At 57.7% G+C, this 16,208-nt stretch carries 10 protein-coding genes; 6 read left to right on the plus strand and 4 right to left on the minus strand.

Translation table 11 applies throughout. The features are described from left to right. Window positions 1-163: 163 nt before the first annotated feature. Together AC3FLX_RS31640 and AC3FLX_RS31645 are read left to right on the plus strand one after the other, a co-directional pair. A complete protein-coding gene (locus AC3FLX_RS31640; RefSeq protein ID WP_488701269.1) occupies window positions 164-514 on the plus strand; it encodes a helix-turn-helix domain-containing protein in 351 nt (116 codons plus the stop codon). Then, complete coding sequence (locus AC3FLX_RS31645; RefSeq protein WP_488701270.1) at window positions 511-1,884, plus strand: type II toxin-antitoxin system HipA family toxin; 1,374 nt, start codon at window positions 511-513, stop codon at window positions 1,882-1,884. Before AC3FLX_RS31640 ends, AC3FLX_RS31645 begins: the two co-directional genes overlap by 4 nt. A 141-nt stretch (window positions 1,885-2,025) precedes the next feature. Here the strand turns inward: AC3FLX_RS31645 and AC3FLX_RS31650 are convergent, their stop codons facing one another. Next, a complete protein-coding gene (locus tag AC3FLX_RS31650; RefSeq protein WP_488701271.1) occupies window positions 2,026-3,729 on the minus strand; it encodes a site-specific integrase in 1,704 nt (567 codons plus the stop codon). 613 nt (window positions 3,730-4,342) lie between these two features. Here AC3FLX_RS31650 and AC3FLX_RS31655 point away from each other — a divergent pair. Both AC3FLX_RS31655 and AC3FLX_RS31660 read left to right on the plus strand, forming a co-directional pair. Further along, window positions 4,343-6,163, plus strand: coding sequence for an ATP-dependent nuclease (locus AC3FLX_RS31655; RefSeq protein ID WP_488701272.1), 1,821 nt, complete (start codon window positions 4,343-4,345; stop codon window positions 6,161-6,163). Continuing rightward, on the plus strand, window positions 6,160-7,926 hold the full coding sequence (locus AC3FLX_RS31660) for a UvrD-helicase domain-containing protein (protein ID WP_488701274.1): 1,767 nt from the start codon (window positions 6,160-6,162) through the stop codon (window positions 7,924-7,926). The genes AC3FLX_RS31655 and AC3FLX_RS31660 overlap by 4 nt, the downstream gene beginning before the upstream one ends. 376 nt (window positions 7,927-8,302) lie before the next feature. Here the strand turns inward: AC3FLX_RS31660 and AC3FLX_RS31665 are convergent, their stop codons facing one another. Beyond that, window positions 8,303-8,863 carry a primase 1D-like protein gene (locus tag AC3FLX_RS31665; protein WP_488701275.1) on the minus strand — a complete coding sequence of 187 codons (561 nt, stop codon included), beginning with the start codon at window positions 8,861-8,863 and terminating at the stop codon, window positions 8,303-8,305. Beyond that, the gene (locus AC3FLX_RS31670) at window positions 8,860-9,093 is read right to left on the minus strand and encodes a hypothetical protein (protein WP_488701276.1); all 234 of its coding nucleotides are present in this window, start codon (window positions 9,091-9,093) and stop codon (window positions 8,860-8,862) included. Before AC3FLX_RS31670 ends, AC3FLX_RS31665 begins: the two co-directional genes overlap by 4 nt. A 681-nt stretch (window positions 9,094-9,774) precedes the next feature. Here AC3FLX_RS31670 and AC3FLX_RS31675 point away from each other — a divergent pair. Further along, entirely contained in the window at window positions 9,775-11,139 is a 1,365-nt protein-coding gene (locus tag AC3FLX_RS31675) for a deoxyguanosinetriphosphate triphosphohydrolase (RefSeq protein WP_488701277.1), read from the plus strand. 69 nt (window positions 11,140-11,208) lie between these two features. Next, a complete protein-coding gene (locus tag AC3FLX_RS31680; RefSeq protein ID WP_488701279.1) occupies window positions 11,209-14,616 on the plus strand; it encodes a TM0106 family RecB-like putative nuclease in 3,408 nt (1,135 codons plus the stop codon). Between the two features lie 434 nt (window positions 14,617-15,050). Here AC3FLX_RS31680 and AC3FLX_RS31685 read toward each other — a convergent pair. Then, a protein-coding gene (locus tag AC3FLX_RS31685; RefSeq protein WP_488696234.1) for an IS3 family transposase occupies window positions 15,051-16,138 on the minus strand; the annotation gives its coding sequence in 2 pieces (ribosomal slippage) (window positions 15,051-15,886 and window positions 15,886-16,138; 1,089 coding nt in all). Window positions 16,139-16,208 lie beyond the last annotated feature (70 nt).

A 16,208-nucleotide genomic window follows, 5' to 3' on the forward strand; every position in this document is an offset into this window, starting at 1 on the left:
GGGAGTGAGTGCGCCAGAAGATTGGGTGCCCGTCTAGCGCCAAAATAAGATACTAAAGTAACATTGTTGTGTGAAAAGATACTTTGGTATCGTCAAACCTTGACTCCATCAGCTGACAACTACTAAAGTAGTATGACGAGCGATAGTGATACTTTAGTAATGTATGAAGTCAGTTAAAGAGATCTCCAATCTACTTTACCAGTGGGAAGCCCAGCGAGAGTATGGAAAGCTTAAGTTGGCGAGCGACGCAGGGGTCACCTATCGTACGCTGAACCACGTGCTTACTGGCGCGCAAGACTATAAGGTTTCCACCCTGCTGGCCGTCGCCGACCGCCTCGGGCTCGAGCTAAAGCTCGTGCCGAAGGAGGCATCATCACTTTTCGCTGACACCTTGCCAGCGCCCGCTCGTGCTCCGACACGCGTCAGCGGCGCGTTGCGCCGTCTGCGTGAGGCTCAAGAGCGTGAACGTAGTACCGCCGATGTCGCTGGTACACAAAAGAAGACCCAACGATGAAACTTAGAACCCTTGGTATTTTCTTGGGTACGCAGCGAGTCGGGCTGCTTTTCAAATACGGGGACACCCAACCGATCATCCGCTTCGTTGCCGACGACGCGTTTGCCAATCTCGGACCTTCCGCCCCGACGCTCTCCCTGTCGATGGAAGCCGAGACGCCGGAAGAGCAAAAAGCAGTCTGGGCCAGTGTTACGGACGAAGTCTTCAACGGTGCCTACTCCGTCAAGTCGCAAAGCTGGTTGCTTCCCGCCTTCTTCCAAGGACTGCTGCCGGAAGGTGTTTTCCGGGATCGCATTGCAGAAATTCGGGGGTGCGAACCGACCGACCATTTCGAGATGCTTGCGGCCACGGGACGCGACTTGCCTGGTAACGTCTATGCGGCACCTGTCGAACTGTCGAAGAACGAGGTCACCCACCTGGTGACGCAAGACAACGACAGTTTGGAAATGTCGGTCATCGAAGAACCGATGGTCGAAGGTGTCTCGGTCAGTGGCGTTCAGCCCAAAGTCGGTGTCCTGGAGCAGAACGGTCGATACGTTGGCCGCACCAAGAATCAGGACACCCACATCATTGCAAAGCTTCCCGTCGTGGGAAATCCTCAGCTTCCGGAGCTGGAAGATCTGTCGCTGCGTCTCGCTCAGGCGGCGGGAGTGAGCGTTTGCGAGGCAAAACTGGCTCCCCTTGAGCTATTGGCGGTGGAGCATGGCTATGACCTCGGGGATGAGGCGACGAAGAAGACGAATTTTCTGGTCGTCACGCGCTTTGACCGATCACCAAATGGGCGTTTTCACGTTGAGGATTTTGGCCAGATTCTCGGTGTACAACCAGAACGGAAGTACGAAGGGAGCTATCTCGAGATCGCCGCAGTGATGATGAGCGAGCCGTCTCTGGGGGAGTCAGCCATTCATGAACTCCTGCGGCGCATCACCGTGAACGAACTTCTGGGGAATCCCGATATGCATCTGAAGAACATTGGGGTGATCTATCGGGACGGTAAGACCGCCGAGCTTTCGCCGGCCTACGACATTGTCGGGTACAGCGCGTACTCAAAGCGAAGCGGTCATGCGCTTTACATTGTTCCGCCAGATTTGCTCGAAGACTCGAGCAACGATGACGATCGGCGCCAGACGAAGCAACGCCTCGGCCCAAACATTGTGCGCAGCTTCTGCCGGATTCTGGATATTGTCGAAAAGCCCGCCGCGGCAGCTATCCAGGAGACCGTCAACGCGGCGCTCAAGGCGTGGCCTGCGATGATTGAAGCGTCGTCGCTGACAGATAAGTCCAAGGCGAACTTGCTGGCCAATTTTGAAGCGCATCCAATGGTCGTGTCGGCCCGAAAGCGGCGTCTTGCACGAAATATGAGTGCCTGATCGCATTCACGGAATAGACGCGGTCGTACCGCGTGGGAATCCATCGAGCAACTGCCGCTAAGAGATAGGGAACCCGCGTGCGAGCAGCCTGTTGCTGCGGCAGTCGCACTTCGCATGAGAGGCGCTGGGGCTGGGCGATCGCTAACGCCTTCGAAATACGGTCTCCAATTGGTCAGCCCGCTGCGTGTCATCGTCGTGAAGATACCGCGAGGTGGTCGTGATGGACGAATGGCGCAGGTTATCGCGTACGGCGGTGAGCGACGCGCCCTGCGCCAGTGCATGCGTGGCGTGCGTGTGACGGAGCCAGTGAGGGGTCGCACGCCGCAGCTTTTCGGCAAGCGGCGGATGGTCCATTTCAATCGAATCGGCGGCAAGCGAGAGGAAGCGCCGCAGCACGGCGCGCAGGCGTGGCGTGCTGATCGGCGAGCCGTCCTCGAGGTGTGCCAGGATCGGGCAATGGCGGTCCCAGCGCGCCGGCGTCACGGGCAGGCCGCGTGAGACCAGGTATTGGTCCAGCGCCTGGCTGGCCAGCGAGGGCAGCGCGACCTTGCCTCGGCGCTCGCCCTTGCCGACCAAGTGCAGCCAGCGTTCGCCGCGTGCGCCGATCTCGATGCCGCCCAGCGACACCCCGACCAGTTCGGCCGCACGCAGTCCGGTCGCATAGCCGAAATCGAGCACAAATCGCAGGCGCGTGGCCGCATCCGGCGCCCAGCCGTACGACCACTCCAGACCGTCCGCCAGGGTACGAAGCAACGCCCATTCACCATCGGTGAAAGCGCGGGACGTGTCGAGATCCGCGGCACGCTGGGCACCGCGCACTTTCAGCCCGGCGAAGGGGTTGGCCAGGACGTAACGCTGCGCGATCAGCCAGCGGAAAAGCGCACCAATGACACCCAAGGCGTAGGCGATTGAACGCGGCGAGAGCGCGCCGGCGAATGGACGCCATTCCGGTGACGTTCTCGGGCATGCCGGCCCGACCCATCGAGACGTCGGTGCGCGCAAGAAAGACCGGTAGGCCGTGGCATCCTCGGCGGTCAGCGACGACAGTGGCTTGCCGCGCTCTAGGATCGCCCAAAGCAGCAATCGCTCGGCCTCCTTGCGATACGCCCGCGCCGTCGCTTCGGCTTCGTGCAACCCGAGCCAGGCATTGATGGCGTCGTAGTCATTGTCCGCCGTGAGCGAACACATCGCCCGTGGCGCACGAAAGACCCCATGTGAGCCGTCTACGGCAAGCGGCAACGCAATGCGTTCCCACGGCACGATACGTGCGGCATCTGCGGCTGTAGGACGCGTCACGAGCGCCCGCGCTCGCTCGGTCAACTGGGGATGTTCGGCAAAGAATGTCTCGATGGCCTGGGCACTACGCTGGCCTAAACCATCGATCGCCAGCCACCAGCGCCGGCGACGTGGAATGCGCACGGTCAGATCTGCCAGGGTCTTCAGCCCGTGGGCTTGCAGCGCCGCGGCGGCGCGCGCGGGGAGCCATACGTCGACCATGTCCGTGATCTGAGGCGTTGCCGGCGCCAGTTGACGCAGCGTTTCCAAGGCGCGGGCAACCGCTGTTGCGTGCGCGGTACGACCATCTGCGGCACAGGTGAAGAGCCTAGCTAGGTCGTCGCGCTGGCGTCGACGTGAGGCCTCAGCCAACTGACGTCGGAGGGCGCCGATCACGCCGCGTGCCGACCGGCCTGGCGTCAACGCATCGGGCCAAAAGCGGGCGATGGCAGCGCGCGATGGCGTTCCCTTGTACCAGGCGCGCAAGGCAGCGAGCGCATCGGCGCCAGGCAGGGGCACGGCTCTTTCGGACGACAGGGTTTCGTCGGGGGCAGGGCGTGAGCGAACCATTCGGAGGTGTGGCGCAAATTGTTAGCATCTAGTTTGCCATGAAAACACATTAGTATCGATAATGTTTGTTATCGATATAGCAGCGTGTCGTTGGGCGTAACTCGATACGCTGATACAACTAAAGTTGTGTGCTATCGGGGGACACGGGCCGCGCGCCAGAGGCGCTCGACAGGCGTCGGCGTTGCCAACGTGCCGCCAAAGTCCGATAACCGTTGGGCTGGCTGCGCCGGTCATCCGCCGGAATCTCGGTTCAGCGGACGCATTGGGGCAACCTGTTCGTTCGTCAGGTCGGACCGCCCGGGATAAGACACAACTTCGGTGGGAAACTGAAAATAGAACACAACTTTCGCCGGGGAAAGCCAGGGGGCCTTGAGTGACCGCCTCTTCAGGAAGGTGAGCGGCCGCGGAAGAGGTAGGGATAGGTAGCCAACAGTACCGAGTTCAGCGTAGACAGTCACGAAGGGAGCGGGCCACGGCTTTGGGCAGCTGCGCCTAGCGTACGCTTTGTACACAACTCGATAGGAAGCCAAAGAGCAGGCGTTGGAGGGCAGAATCGGGCCATCTTTGCAGGTGCGGATTATCATTGCGGCATGACATCCGAAAGAGGGGCATCGTGAAAATCAGTCGCGTCGTAATTCGCAACTTTAGGACCTTCCAGTTTCTTGATGTATCTCTGCACAACAATATCAGTTGCGTCATCGGGGAGAACAACACTGGAAAATCCGCATTCCTTCATGCGATTCGTCTCTGCATCGATGCAAACCTCTCATCGGCGTACCGTAGCTTATCAACGCGAGACATATCGACCACCCTTGATATCGGCACGCCTGCCGAGGTACTAATTGGTCTGGAAATTACAGATTACGCAGGGAGGGTTAACGAGGAAGCCCTTGCTGGAGCCTGGAGCGTCGAGCCGAATCGCGCTCGCCTGATCTATCGTTTCAGGCCGCGACCTGCCATCCGGGAACGCTTTTCCGTGGGCGACCCCACCCTTGGGAAGTTGGTGCTCTCTGACTATCAGTGGGAACTGCAGGGTGGAGGTGATCCCGCCATAGATCTTGCAGAGATAGCCTGGAACGATGACGTTGGTTTTGGGATTCGGTTCTCTGATCTCCAGGCTTTCCAGGTCGTCTTTCTTCCGGCACTCCGAGACGTGGAGAGTGACCTCCGCCAACCTCGGTTGTCTCCCTTCGTCAAACTCATTGAGGCGTCTGGCATTACAGAGGTGGAGAAGAAAGCGCTTGTCGGCGCGCTAGAGAGGGCGAACGGCACGATATCGTCGTCGGACACCATCAAGAAGCTCGCGCGTGCCATTGATACGTCGTTCAATGAGGTCGCGGGCCCCGCGTTTGAAATGACAATTGATGTTGGCTTGGCAGAGCCCACATTTCAATCCGTGATCCGGGCGCTCCGACTCCTTCTCTCGGATGACGCCGTCACTGATGTGGACCCGGGTGCCAATGGTCTTGGCGTTAACAACGTGCTCTACATCGCCATCCTTATCGAGTACTTCAAGCGAAGACTGCAGCAGGAGAACTCGGCGGGGCAACTCATACTTTTTGAAGAACCAGAAGCTCATCTTCATCCCCAACTGCAACTTTCGCTCTACGCCGCATTAGAGGCGCTGCCGTTCCAGTCGATCCTGACCACACATAGCACGCACATTACCGCTCAAGCTGGCCTGAACAAGTTCGTAACATTGACGAACGTCGGGACGGGATGCTCTCACTCATCGGTGCCGTCCGCCTACGACGTTCTTTCGGCTGATGATGTCGCTGACTTGGAACGCTATTTGGACGCGACCAAATCGGCGTTGCTCTTCGCGAGAAAGGTAATTTTGGTGGAGGGCCCGGCGGAACTGCTTCTCATCCCCGCCCTGGTGAAGAAGGTTCTGAGTCGCGATCTGGACCGGGAGGGAATCACCGTGGTGCCGATTTACGGAGTTCACTTCGACGTTTACGCAAAGCTGTTCTCTAAGCAGGGGCTTCCGAAGAAGTGCGCCATCATCGCCGATGGCGACCTGACACCCTCCGACGCTTCCGAATCAGACCTCAGCGAGGAGGATGCGCCCTTCGATGCGCCAGATCTTACTCAACTCGAAAGCAAGTACGTTAGGGTATTCGCGAACGCGACAACATTTGAGCGGGCCGTCGCGATGCCGGGAAATCTCGAGATGTTTGCGTTGGCGGCCGCGTCGCTTGGAGCGGTCACCGTTGCGAGGCAACTGAGATGTTGGCGCCAGGAGTGGGCGGCGCTCGACCCTCGAAGCGACGACGCTAAGAAGATTGCCGAGAAATGTAGGGCTAAGGTACTCAGCACCGCGAAGCGCTACGGCAAGGCGCGCTTCGCGCAAGTTGCAGCGCGCAACATCGCGTCCGCAACCGCCATCCCGCCGTATATCCGGGGCGCTGTCGAGTGGTTGTCCGAAGCATGAGGCTGACGAAAGAACAGCGCGACGCTGTCGAGTACGAGAACTCGGTGTTCCTCACCGCCTGTCCCGGCTCAGGAAAGACCCGAGTCATTACCGCCAAGCTTGGGCGCTGCCTCGAGAAGGTCGAAGCGACGCCAAGAGGAGTTGCCTGCATCACGTACACAAATGCCGCCGTTCATGAGATTGAGACTCGCGTGAGACGGTCGTTGGCTGTGCGCGATGCTTGGGCCCTGGATATATCGACGATCCACTCGTTTTGTCTCAACAACATCTTCCGGCCGTACTCCCACCGACTGCCTCTCTTTCGGGAAGGGTTCAAGGTCATTGCGCAAGACAGCGAAGAGTTCGAAGCGCTTGTGGCAGAAACGCGATCGGCATTTGGGAAACGCGCTACTGGGCGAGATATTGATGAATTCAGCCAACTCCGACGTAATGCAGAAGAGGTCATTGTCGGTCCTCCCATCCTGTCGGGCAGCATCAGTACGGGAGAGGCTTCCCACTTTTGGCGACTGATGCATGAGCGTCGACAGGTCGACTTCGCGAGCCTATTGTCTTGTTCTCTGAAGCTCTGCCAGACTTACACGGAAATTTGCGACCATCTTTCAGCCCGCTTTGCGTGGATTCTAGTAGACGAGTTCCAGGACACAACCGACCTGCAGGTTGCCATCTTCAAAGAGATTTACCGTCGAGGGCACACCAAGTTCTTCTTGGTCGGAGATCTTTGCCAGTCTATTTACGGCTTCGCGGGCGCCGCACCGGCTCTTGCAGCAAGCTTTGCCGAACACATTGGAGCACATTGTAAGTTCGCTCTATCGGCAAACTTCCGTTCCGCCCCTGCAATCATTGCCGATGGCAACCTCATTTTCCAGAGAACGCCCCCGATGACCGCAGAGGGTTCATACAAGGAACTCGCGCTCTCGACGGAGCTAGTAATTGCCCAAAGTCCAACCCATGCGGTAATCGACTTTTTTCTGCCACGGCTGGAGGAATTGGGTATCCCATTCGGCGAGTCAGCAGTCCTGGCTAACTCATGGTTTAAATTGATTCCCATCGCAAAAGAGCTCCGAGCCCGAGGCATCCCGGTTCTCGGGCCAGGAGCTCGGCCCTACCGACGACAGAGGCTCTTCGCAACGGTCTCGGAGAGGATCTGTGGGTACCTGTGCGAACCAGATTTTGAAGCTTTGGTTGGCGTGGAGCGATCACTCTACGATATGGTGTTGGAGACATCTAACCGCACACCGCAACGACTCTTCACCTATGACGGTCGGAAGTTGGTGTACGAAATCCTGGCGGATGCAGTCAATGTCCGGGACCATTCTGCCGGTGGCATGGAGCTCCTGTATTCGCTTGTTGCCCGCATTGCCGACCGGCTCCTGGCCGAGAGCTACATTCGCGCCCCAGAGGTTGAGATGCTTAGGGAATCGGTGGCGGAAATGGAGCGCGATGTCCGCAAGAATAATATTGCTCCAGAGTCGCTCTCCATTGAGGAAATAGGCATTCTTGCCAAACCAAAACGTGCGGTGAAACTTCTGACGCTCCACGCCGCTAAAGGCAAGGAGTTTGATGCAGTTGCAATGGTTGACCTGAATGAGGGGAGTCTTCCGTTCTACCAACTCAGGACAGAGGATGAATTTGCTGAAGCTCAGAGACTGTTTTACGTGGGATTGACACGGGCAAAAAAATACGTGATGTATGCCCCGGATAAGCGTGACTACAGGAACCGCCCTAGTCGGTTTGTTGGACCCGAATTTCTAGGCAAGTGCTGAAGTATTGCCAGTTTGGGATAGGTGAATGCGCGCGGCATCCTCAAGGTCAGCAGATATGCGTTCGCGTCCAAAGTCTCGAATGTCTCCACTCCTTTCGAAGCTATTGCAAGCCTTTGGCGTGCAGGGGCCTGAGGGTCCGAGATGGGTCCCAGCAACAGACACTGGCAAGAACAGCGTCTTCGCGCGTCGTTGCCCACGGCAACCCGTGGTCAAGAACTCTGACCCACGGTTACGGTTTGACGCAGATTTCCTGCACGGGCACACATTTAAAGTGATTATTGCAACGCTTTTTTGGGCGGAAGACCTCGGGTTAGAGGCTTCCAAGACATTGATTGAGCGTCAGGCTCTAGACCATAGCTAACCGGACGCCTTGCCGTCACTGCATGACAAGTTGCGGCATCTGAATATATTGCTTCGTGTTGCAACTCCAGCGGAGCGCCGAGTAGCCAGCAATCAGCCGGTGCCCCACCCATCGTGGGTCAATCAACGGAAGAAGGTTGGGTCTGTTGGCGAGTAGCAGTCGTCCCATCAACTCCCGCCACTCGGTCGCCGAAATGAGGGTTGCTCCATAGCCATGGAATGAGCGACCACTGTCAAACCACAACACACAGTCAGTTATCTTCTGGCCGAGGTACTCGTTCAGCTTGGCCAACTGGGCGCGGCTTTGGGTCGCAAAATCGACCATTGGAATGTGAAAGGTCTCCCCATCGAGGACGATGCTGGAATGCGAGGCCAGTTCCATACCCGCCGGCAACCCGTCAAGGGTAGACTGCACCCAAGGGCGCGTTACCTCGGCTATCGGCACGTTGAATGTCCGGCGCTTATCCGCGAGCCTCTGCGGCTCGTATTCGTACACGCCAAAGGTGCAGAGCGCCGAGTCCCCATACTGCTGTTTCAAGCGTTCTAGCACCACCAGCGGATGCGTGTCAAAATTCATCGCTGTCCGTCGCCTACGCGGATTCCCGACAGCAACTGGAAGGTCTTCAGTGCGAAGCTGTCAGTCATGCCGCAAATATAGTCCAAAACCAGATGTGCCCGGGCGTGCCATTCCTCAATAGCACCGTCCTTCCGCGACACGGAAACACGGTAGGCGCGTAGTGCGGCATCAGGCAACATATGGGCGAGCCGCATTTCCAAATCGAAGTGATGCTCCTTGCAGTACGCCACGTCATCCTCAAGTACGGGCCGTGCATCTTTCGCGGGTAGCTGTAGGATGCGAGCGAAATTTTTGAGGAGCCCATAGCGCCATGGTCGTTATAGAGGGTAGAGGGCGCCCTATGGGAAATTGGCGCGCGAGGCCTCGGCGTGTTCGGTTGGTAAGAAGTCAAGCGGTCACTGCCCTCCACGTAAATAATGCCCGAGCTCAGGTCACGCATGACCTGATTGAACACGCACAACTCAAAGTACCTGCGATGGACCAGGCGACTTCTCCGGCCATCGGAAACATGGCTTTTTGCCCGCTTGACCGGGAGCTAGTCGAGCCGGTTCAGTAGATCATCGCCCATAAGGTGCAAATATTTGCGGCGCGAGGTCCGAAAGGTCTGTACCCGGGCCAATGCCACCAAGACGCTCTTATCCCGCAAACTAGCTTCGAGTGGCAAGACTTCAATGCGCTGAAAGCCGCATTGTGACAACCTGGGAAACAGTGAACTTTCTGTGTCAGAGATTGGGATTGCGATCGGGTTCAATTTGTTCCTGTATTTGTGATTCGGGCGCCCCCCGTTCGGAGGGGGCGCGGGGATAAGTATGCGCGATACCATGGGAATTAATCGTTCATCAGCCTTGCCGTTATTCACGCCCGGCGTTCGAAACAGCAGACCGAGGGCAAATGCTGCGGAGTAGTCTTGATTGGAGGAAGAAATGGAGTGGCCAAAACTCTTATCTGTGAAGCGCCTCGGTAGGGGGATGGAGGCTGCAGGCAATGAGCCATTGCCTCGGACGGAGTTCACAAGGGATTACGATCGGGTCATCTTTTCCTCTGCCTTTCGCAGACTTCAGGACAAGACCCAAGTTTTTCCACTTGCCAAGAGTGACTACATTCGAACGAGACTGACGCACAGCCTCGAGGTTGCCAGTGTCGGGCGATCGCTTGGCATGATGGTGACGGAAACAATCCTCGAACGCGACAAGCATTTGGCCGCTTCCGTAGTGGCCCAGGACGTGGGGAGCGTAGTCGCCGTTGCCTGCCTTGCGCACGATATTGGCAATCCGCCCTTTGGACACTCAGGCGAAGATGCGATCCAAGAATGGTTTGAGTCGGGCCGGGAAGGGGCCAACTATGCAGGCCCATTGACGCCAGGGTCTCAGCTTCGCGATCTGCAGAAGTTCGAAGGTAACGCGCAAGGGTTTCGTACGGTGGCGACGCTGCAGTTTCCTGACCAGAAGGGCGGAATGCAATTGACGAGCGCAGTACTGGGCTCGTTTACGAAGTATCCGCGTGAGTCCTACGTAGAAGACAGCCAGGCTCAGGGAAAATCCGGTGCGAAGTTCGGTTTCATGCAAACCGAGAGGGCGCTGTTCGAGGAACTGGCGGGTGAGCTAGGCCTCATAAGGAAGTCCGGTGACGGGCTCGCTTGGCACAGGCACCCACTGGCATTCCTTGTCGAGGCCGCAGACGATATCTGCTATCACATCATGGATATCGAAGATGGCTTCCGCGCGGGGGTGGTCAGTTTCGATGAACTCCGCGATCTCCATATGCCTTGGTTGAATGACAGAAGCCTTGAACGCGCCGACCGGTTGGGGGACGACGAACGCCGGGCCGAGTACTTCCGGGCTGTGACGGTGAACGCGCTCATCCACGCGACGGTTGCGGCGTTCAATCAGAACTATGACGGACTAATGAACGGCGCGTTTGATGAAGAACTGACCAAACGAATCAAACATGCCGACCATTTTCAGCGGTTCAAGGAAGTAGCGGTACGTCAGGTGTATTGCGCCAAGCCGGTCGTCGAGGTGGAAGCGTGCGGCTTTGAGGTCATCAGCGGTCTTCTGTCGGCGTTTGTGGGCGCGGTTGAAAACAAGGCGAAGAATCCGAAGAAGCCGCCTTCACGGGCCCGCACGCTGCTCAGTCTGATGCCAGGAGGCAATGCGCCATTTGACACGATGTCGGAGTATGAGCGTCTGATTCGCGTGACCGATTTCGTCTCCGGTATGACGGATTCGTACGCTGTCGACCTTTATCAGCGTATCCGAGGTATATCCCTTCCCTGAGCACGGCGGGCCTCCGACGAGCTTGTGTTTCGGCGGCTGTGGTCCGCTGGTGTGACATTGAGGCACAGCATGCAAAAGAAAAATGGGTCGTACTTGTTCTCCGCGTCAGACATCGTATCCTTTCTCGAATGCGAACACAGCACGACACTTGGCCTTCAGAATCTCGAGACACCTCTCGAAAAGGCGCCCGAAGATCCGCAGTTGAAGTTGATTCAGGACAAGGGGCTCGCGCACGAGAAGGCCTATTTTGAGAAACTCACCCAGGGCCGGTCGTGGGTTGATGTCAATGCGGAGGGTGATTCGGTGGAAGCGCGGGTGGCCGCGACCCGCAAAGCCGTGCAAGAGGGCGTGGACGTTATCTTTCAGGCCGCATTTTTGCATGATCAGTACCTGGGCTACGCAGACTTTCTCGTGAGGGTCGATTCGCCTTCGCAGCTTGGCGCGTACAGCTATGAAGTTCAGGATACGAAGCTAGCCCGTTCCGCTCGCGGGAAATTCATCATCCAGCTCTGCTTCTATTCCTGGCTCCTAAGCCGAGAACAGGGAACTATGCCGCAGTCGATGCAGGTAGTCCTCGGCAGCGGGCATGTGGTCACTTTTCGTGTGGCTGACTATTTCATGTATTTTCGGGATGTGCTGGCTCGCTTCGAGCGCCGCATCGCGGAAGGTGAGGCGGTCAATACGTATCCGGATCCGTGCGAAAAATGCTCGCAGTGTGAGTGGATCAATCTGTGCGATGGTAGGCGGTCCGATGATGACCATCTGTCGTACGTCGCCAATATCTCGAAGGCACAAATCAAGAAGCTCTCGGAGAGCGGCGTTACTACGCTCGCCGAACTCGCCGTGATGCCGGCACAAGTGTTGATCCCCAAGCTGGCACCAAAGACGCTCGAGCGCCTGCGAGCGCAGGCAGCACTTCAACTCAAGGCTCGCAACGAGGGTGGCATACACTTCGAATTGCTTCCCAAGGTAGACCAGGGACTGCGTGGCTTTGAGCGGTTACCGATGCCGAGTGCTGGGGACATGTACTTCGACATGGAAGGCGATCCATTGGAGGAAGGCGGTCTCGAGTATCTGTTCGGGCTGTATATCGTCGATGATGGGGTCGAAGAGTTCGTTCCATTCTGGGCGCATACACGAGCGGAGGAAAGGCTGGCTTTCGAGCGTTTCATCGATTTCGTCTATGAACGGCTGCGGAAGTACCCTGGCGCACATATCTATCACTACGCAGCTTATGAGGCGACGGCCCTGAAGAAGCTGATGTCGATGCATGGCACCCGCGAAGCCGAGGTCGATGGTCTGCTGCGAAGGGGCAAGCTCGTCGATCTCTACAAGGTTGTGCGCGAAGCGTTGCTGATCTCCGAACCCAGCTACTCTATCAAGTACGTGGAGAAGTTCTATCTGGGCCAGCGGGTAGGTGACGTGACGAATGCTGGCGCCAGCATTCTCTACTATGAAAAATGGAAGGAGACAAAGGAGCTCAAACTGCTCCAGGAGATCGCGGACTACAACCGCGATGACGTCCTGTCTACCTTTAAGTTGCATCAATGGCTTTGCCAGCTGCGACCCGAGACATTGCCTTGGGCCATCTTGGCGGCGTCTGCTAGTGGTGCAGCATCCCCAACTGTGGAGGTCGGCGAGAAGAAGCCCATCGAGGTCCGGCTCGAGGAGTTTGAGCGGACGATGTGTGACGGAATACCTGAGCGCGAGGACGAGAGAACTGAGCAGGATCAGCATCGATTGCTGGCGTATCAGCTCCTTGACTACCACCGACGCGAGCAGAAGCCGGAGTGGTGGGCCTACTTCGATCGCATGGACATGACCGAGGCAGAGCTGATCGAGGATGTCGAATGCATCGGGGGTGCAACACTGGACCGGACCGTCGAGCGTGAGAAGGTCAAGGCTTCCTACCGGTACACCTATCGCTTTCCGCCGCAAGAGACGAAACTGCGCGGACCGAAAGCGATGGATTTGCGGTCTTCAAGGAGCTTGTCAAACGTTCAGGTGCTACACGGAGAAGGGCGCCTCACCTTTACCCTTGGAGCGAAGAGCGAGGCGCCGGATGTCCTGGCGTTGGGGCCGGACCGGCCGGTGGGCTATGACGTCATTGTCGATGCTGTATTTCGCTACGCTGCGTCGCTGCAGGACGCGCAGGCAAACGCGGCGAGTCGCTTTCCCGCAATTGACGATCTTCTGCGGCGCCGTCTGCCCCGGATCCACAACATTCCGGAGGGCAGGGCGCTCATCAACGAGGCAGCCCCCCTCCTGCCGCAGCTGGTCGAGGCTGTGTTGGGCATGCAAGAGACCACATTGTTTCTTCAAGGTCCTCCAGGCGCGGGGAAAACCTACACCGGCTCCCGGGTCATCCTTGCGCTCCTACAGGCCGGCAAGCGCGTGGGCGTCTCCTCCAACAGCCACCATGCGATCAACAACCTGCTACGGGCGGTAGAGGCGGCGGCCGCGGAGCAGAGCTTCGTATTCTCCGGTGTCAAGAAGTCCTCGAAAGACCAGGAGGATGGCTGGATAAAAGGCGAACTAATCAGGGACGTTTTCGAGAATGAGGAGGTATCAGGCAGCGGTGCGCAACTGCTTGCCGGCACCGCCTGGGTGTTCTCGCGCGAGGAGCTGGAAGGCGAGCTTGACTATCTGTTTGTCGATGAGGCCGGTCAGGTATCGCTCGGCAACGTGGTGGGCATGGGTACTTCGGCCCGCAACATTGTCCTGTTGGGCGATCAGATGCAATTGGGACAACCGACGAAGGGTGTGCATCCGGGCAACTCAGGGCAATCGATACTTGAGTACCTTCTCGACGGGTTGTCGACCATTCCGGCGGCGCAAGGCATTTTCCTGAACACCACCTATCGAATGCATCCCAATGTGTGCGAGTTCATCTCCGGCGCCATTTACGACGGTCGACTGACTTCGCACGAGAAGACGGCGCGCCAACGTCTGATCCTCGACGAGGTAGCGCACTCAGCCCTTGCGCCTTCTGGCATCAGGTTCGTTCCGGTTACTCACGACGGAAACGCTCAGGAAAGTCAGGAAGAAGTCGACGTGATCCGGGACCTGTATGCAAGTTTGCTGGAGCAGGAGTTTCTGGACGGGGAGGGGCAGCAGCACCGACTTGCGCCGGATAACATTCTTGTGGTGGCCCCCTACAACATGCAGGTCAATCTCCTGCGGCAATGTCTGCCGGCTGGCGCCAGAATAGGCACGGTTGACAAGTTTCAGGGGCAGGAAGCGCAGGTTGTCATCATCTCCATGGCAACGTCCAACGCAGACTATCTCCCGCGCAACATCGAGTTCCTGTTTAGCAAGAATCGTCTGAACGTTGCCCTGTCAAGGGCCAAGTGCCTAGCATTGCTGGTGGCCTCGCCTGAATTGACGTCGATCCGCTGCAAAACGCCAGAACAAATGAGCTTGGTGAACACGCTGTGCTGGGTGGCACAGACGTCGGCACAGCAGGCGCAGCGTTGACTGCGCTGGCGCGGGACGAGGGCTGGTGTCAATTGCTCTCGGTCCCGCCCTAGGGATAGCTGTCGAAAGATGTTGCGATCCCAATCTTTGCGGATGGGATCGCAAGGCTCGACCGCCGTCATTTCTGAGGTTCTTTTCGAACTCCTTTGAACGGATCACCGTCCTTTTTCTGATCCATGAACCGGCCGGTATCCGAATCGCGCTTCGTCCAGTTCTGGGTGACAGGATTGTAGACTTGCGACCGGTCACGTACCGCGCCACGTCGAGCGTTGTCGCCAATAGGGGGGTTCTTAGCCATTTCGTAACTCGCTGATTTAGACGTTGAAGCTATGGGTCCACTGGGGCAGACCGGCACGGGACAGGTAATCGACCAGATTGGGGCTGCCAAAGAACTGGGTATTCCCCCCATTTCTAGCGGTCGCTGGAAGTAGAGGCTAGGCCATGATGGCCGATCGTTGTTTCGGGGTAATGCCACCGAGCGCCATATTGGGGCGTTCGTGATTGTAAGACCATAGCCATTTTGTCGCGTAGTCCTGGACTTCGGCGACGGTCTCGAACAGGTAATGCGCCAGCCAGTCATACCGCACAGTCCGGTTGTACCGCTCGATATAGGCGTTCTGTTGAGGCTTGCCTGGCTGGATGAACTGCAACCTGATTCCCCGCTTGCGGGCCCAGTTCTTCAATGCTTCGCTGACATACTCCGGGCCGTTGTCACACCGAATCGCCTGCGGCGGCCCTCGCCACTCGATGACCTGATCCAGAGCGCGGATCACTCGCGGTGATGGCAGCGAGAAGTCCACGTCGATGCACAGGCCTTCCCGGTTGAAGTCGTCGATGACATTGAACAGCCGAATGCTGCGGCCGTCGGCCAACTGGTCGTGCATGAAGTCCATCGACCAGCTTTCATTCAACGTCAATGGCACCGCCAACGGTTCGGGCTGCTCACGCACCAGCCGCTTGCGGGGCTTGATGCGCAGGTTCAACTCCAACTGCCGGTAGATACGATAGACGCGTTTGTGATTCCAGCCAAAGCCTTTGACGTTGCGCAGGTACAGGAAGCACAGACCGAACCCCCAGTTGCGCTGGTTGTGGGTCAGCTTGACCAGCCAATCGGCGATGACGTCATTCTCCGTCGAGCTCTTGGCCTGATACCGATAGCACGTCTCGCTCACGCCAAAGGCAGCGCAGGCCGTCTTGACCGTCAGGGCGCGTTCTCGCACGGCACGCATGGCCATCTCACGTCGGTGAGATGGCCTTACCACTTTTTTTCGATGGCTTCCTTCAGGACATCGGCCTTCAGGCGTTCCTCGGCATACATCTTCTTGAGGCGGGCGTTCTCGGCTTCCAATTCCTTCATCCGTGTCATCAGCGCCGCATCCATGCCGCCATATTTGGCCCGCCATTTGTAAAAGCTAGCGTTGCTCATGCCGTGCTCCCGGCATAGCTCCGGAACCGGTGTGCCGGCTTCGGCCTGCTTCAAGATGGCGATGATCTGGCTGTCCGTGAATCGGGAGGTCTTCATGCAAATTTCCTAAGGTACCGCTGATAGAAAATTCTACTTCCCGCGACGCTTACTTTACGGGGGGAATACC

Source organism: Cupriavidus sp. 291-E7 (assembly GCF_057798835.1).

Excerpts from the sequence above, each read along its gene's own strand:
- AC3FLX_RS31645 (WP_488701270.1), top strand. The coding sequence starts at position 511 with ATGAAACTTAGAACCCTTGGTATTTTCTTGGGTACGCAGCGAGTCGGG.
- AC3FLX_RS31660 (WP_488701274.1), top strand. The coding sequence starts at position 6,160 with ATGAGGCTGACGAAAGAACAGCGCGACGCTGTCGAGTACGAGAACTCG.
- AC3FLX_RS31650 (WP_488701271.1), bottom strand. The coding sequence starts at position 3,729 with ATGGTTCGCTCACGCCCTGCCCCCGACGAAACCCTGTCGTCCGAAAGA.
- AC3FLX_RS31680 (WP_488701279.1), top strand. The coding sequence starts at position 11,209 with ATGCAAAAGAAAAATGGGTCGTACTTGTTCTCCGCGTCAGACATCGTA.
- AC3FLX_RS31665 (WP_488701275.1), bottom strand. The coding sequence starts at position 8,863 with ATGAATTTTGACACGCATCCGCTGGTGGTGCTAGAACGCTTGAAACAG.
- AC3FLX_RS31640 (WP_488701269.1), top strand. The coding sequence starts at position 164 with ATGAAGTCAGTTAAAGAGATCTCCAATCTACTTTACCAGTGGGAAGCC.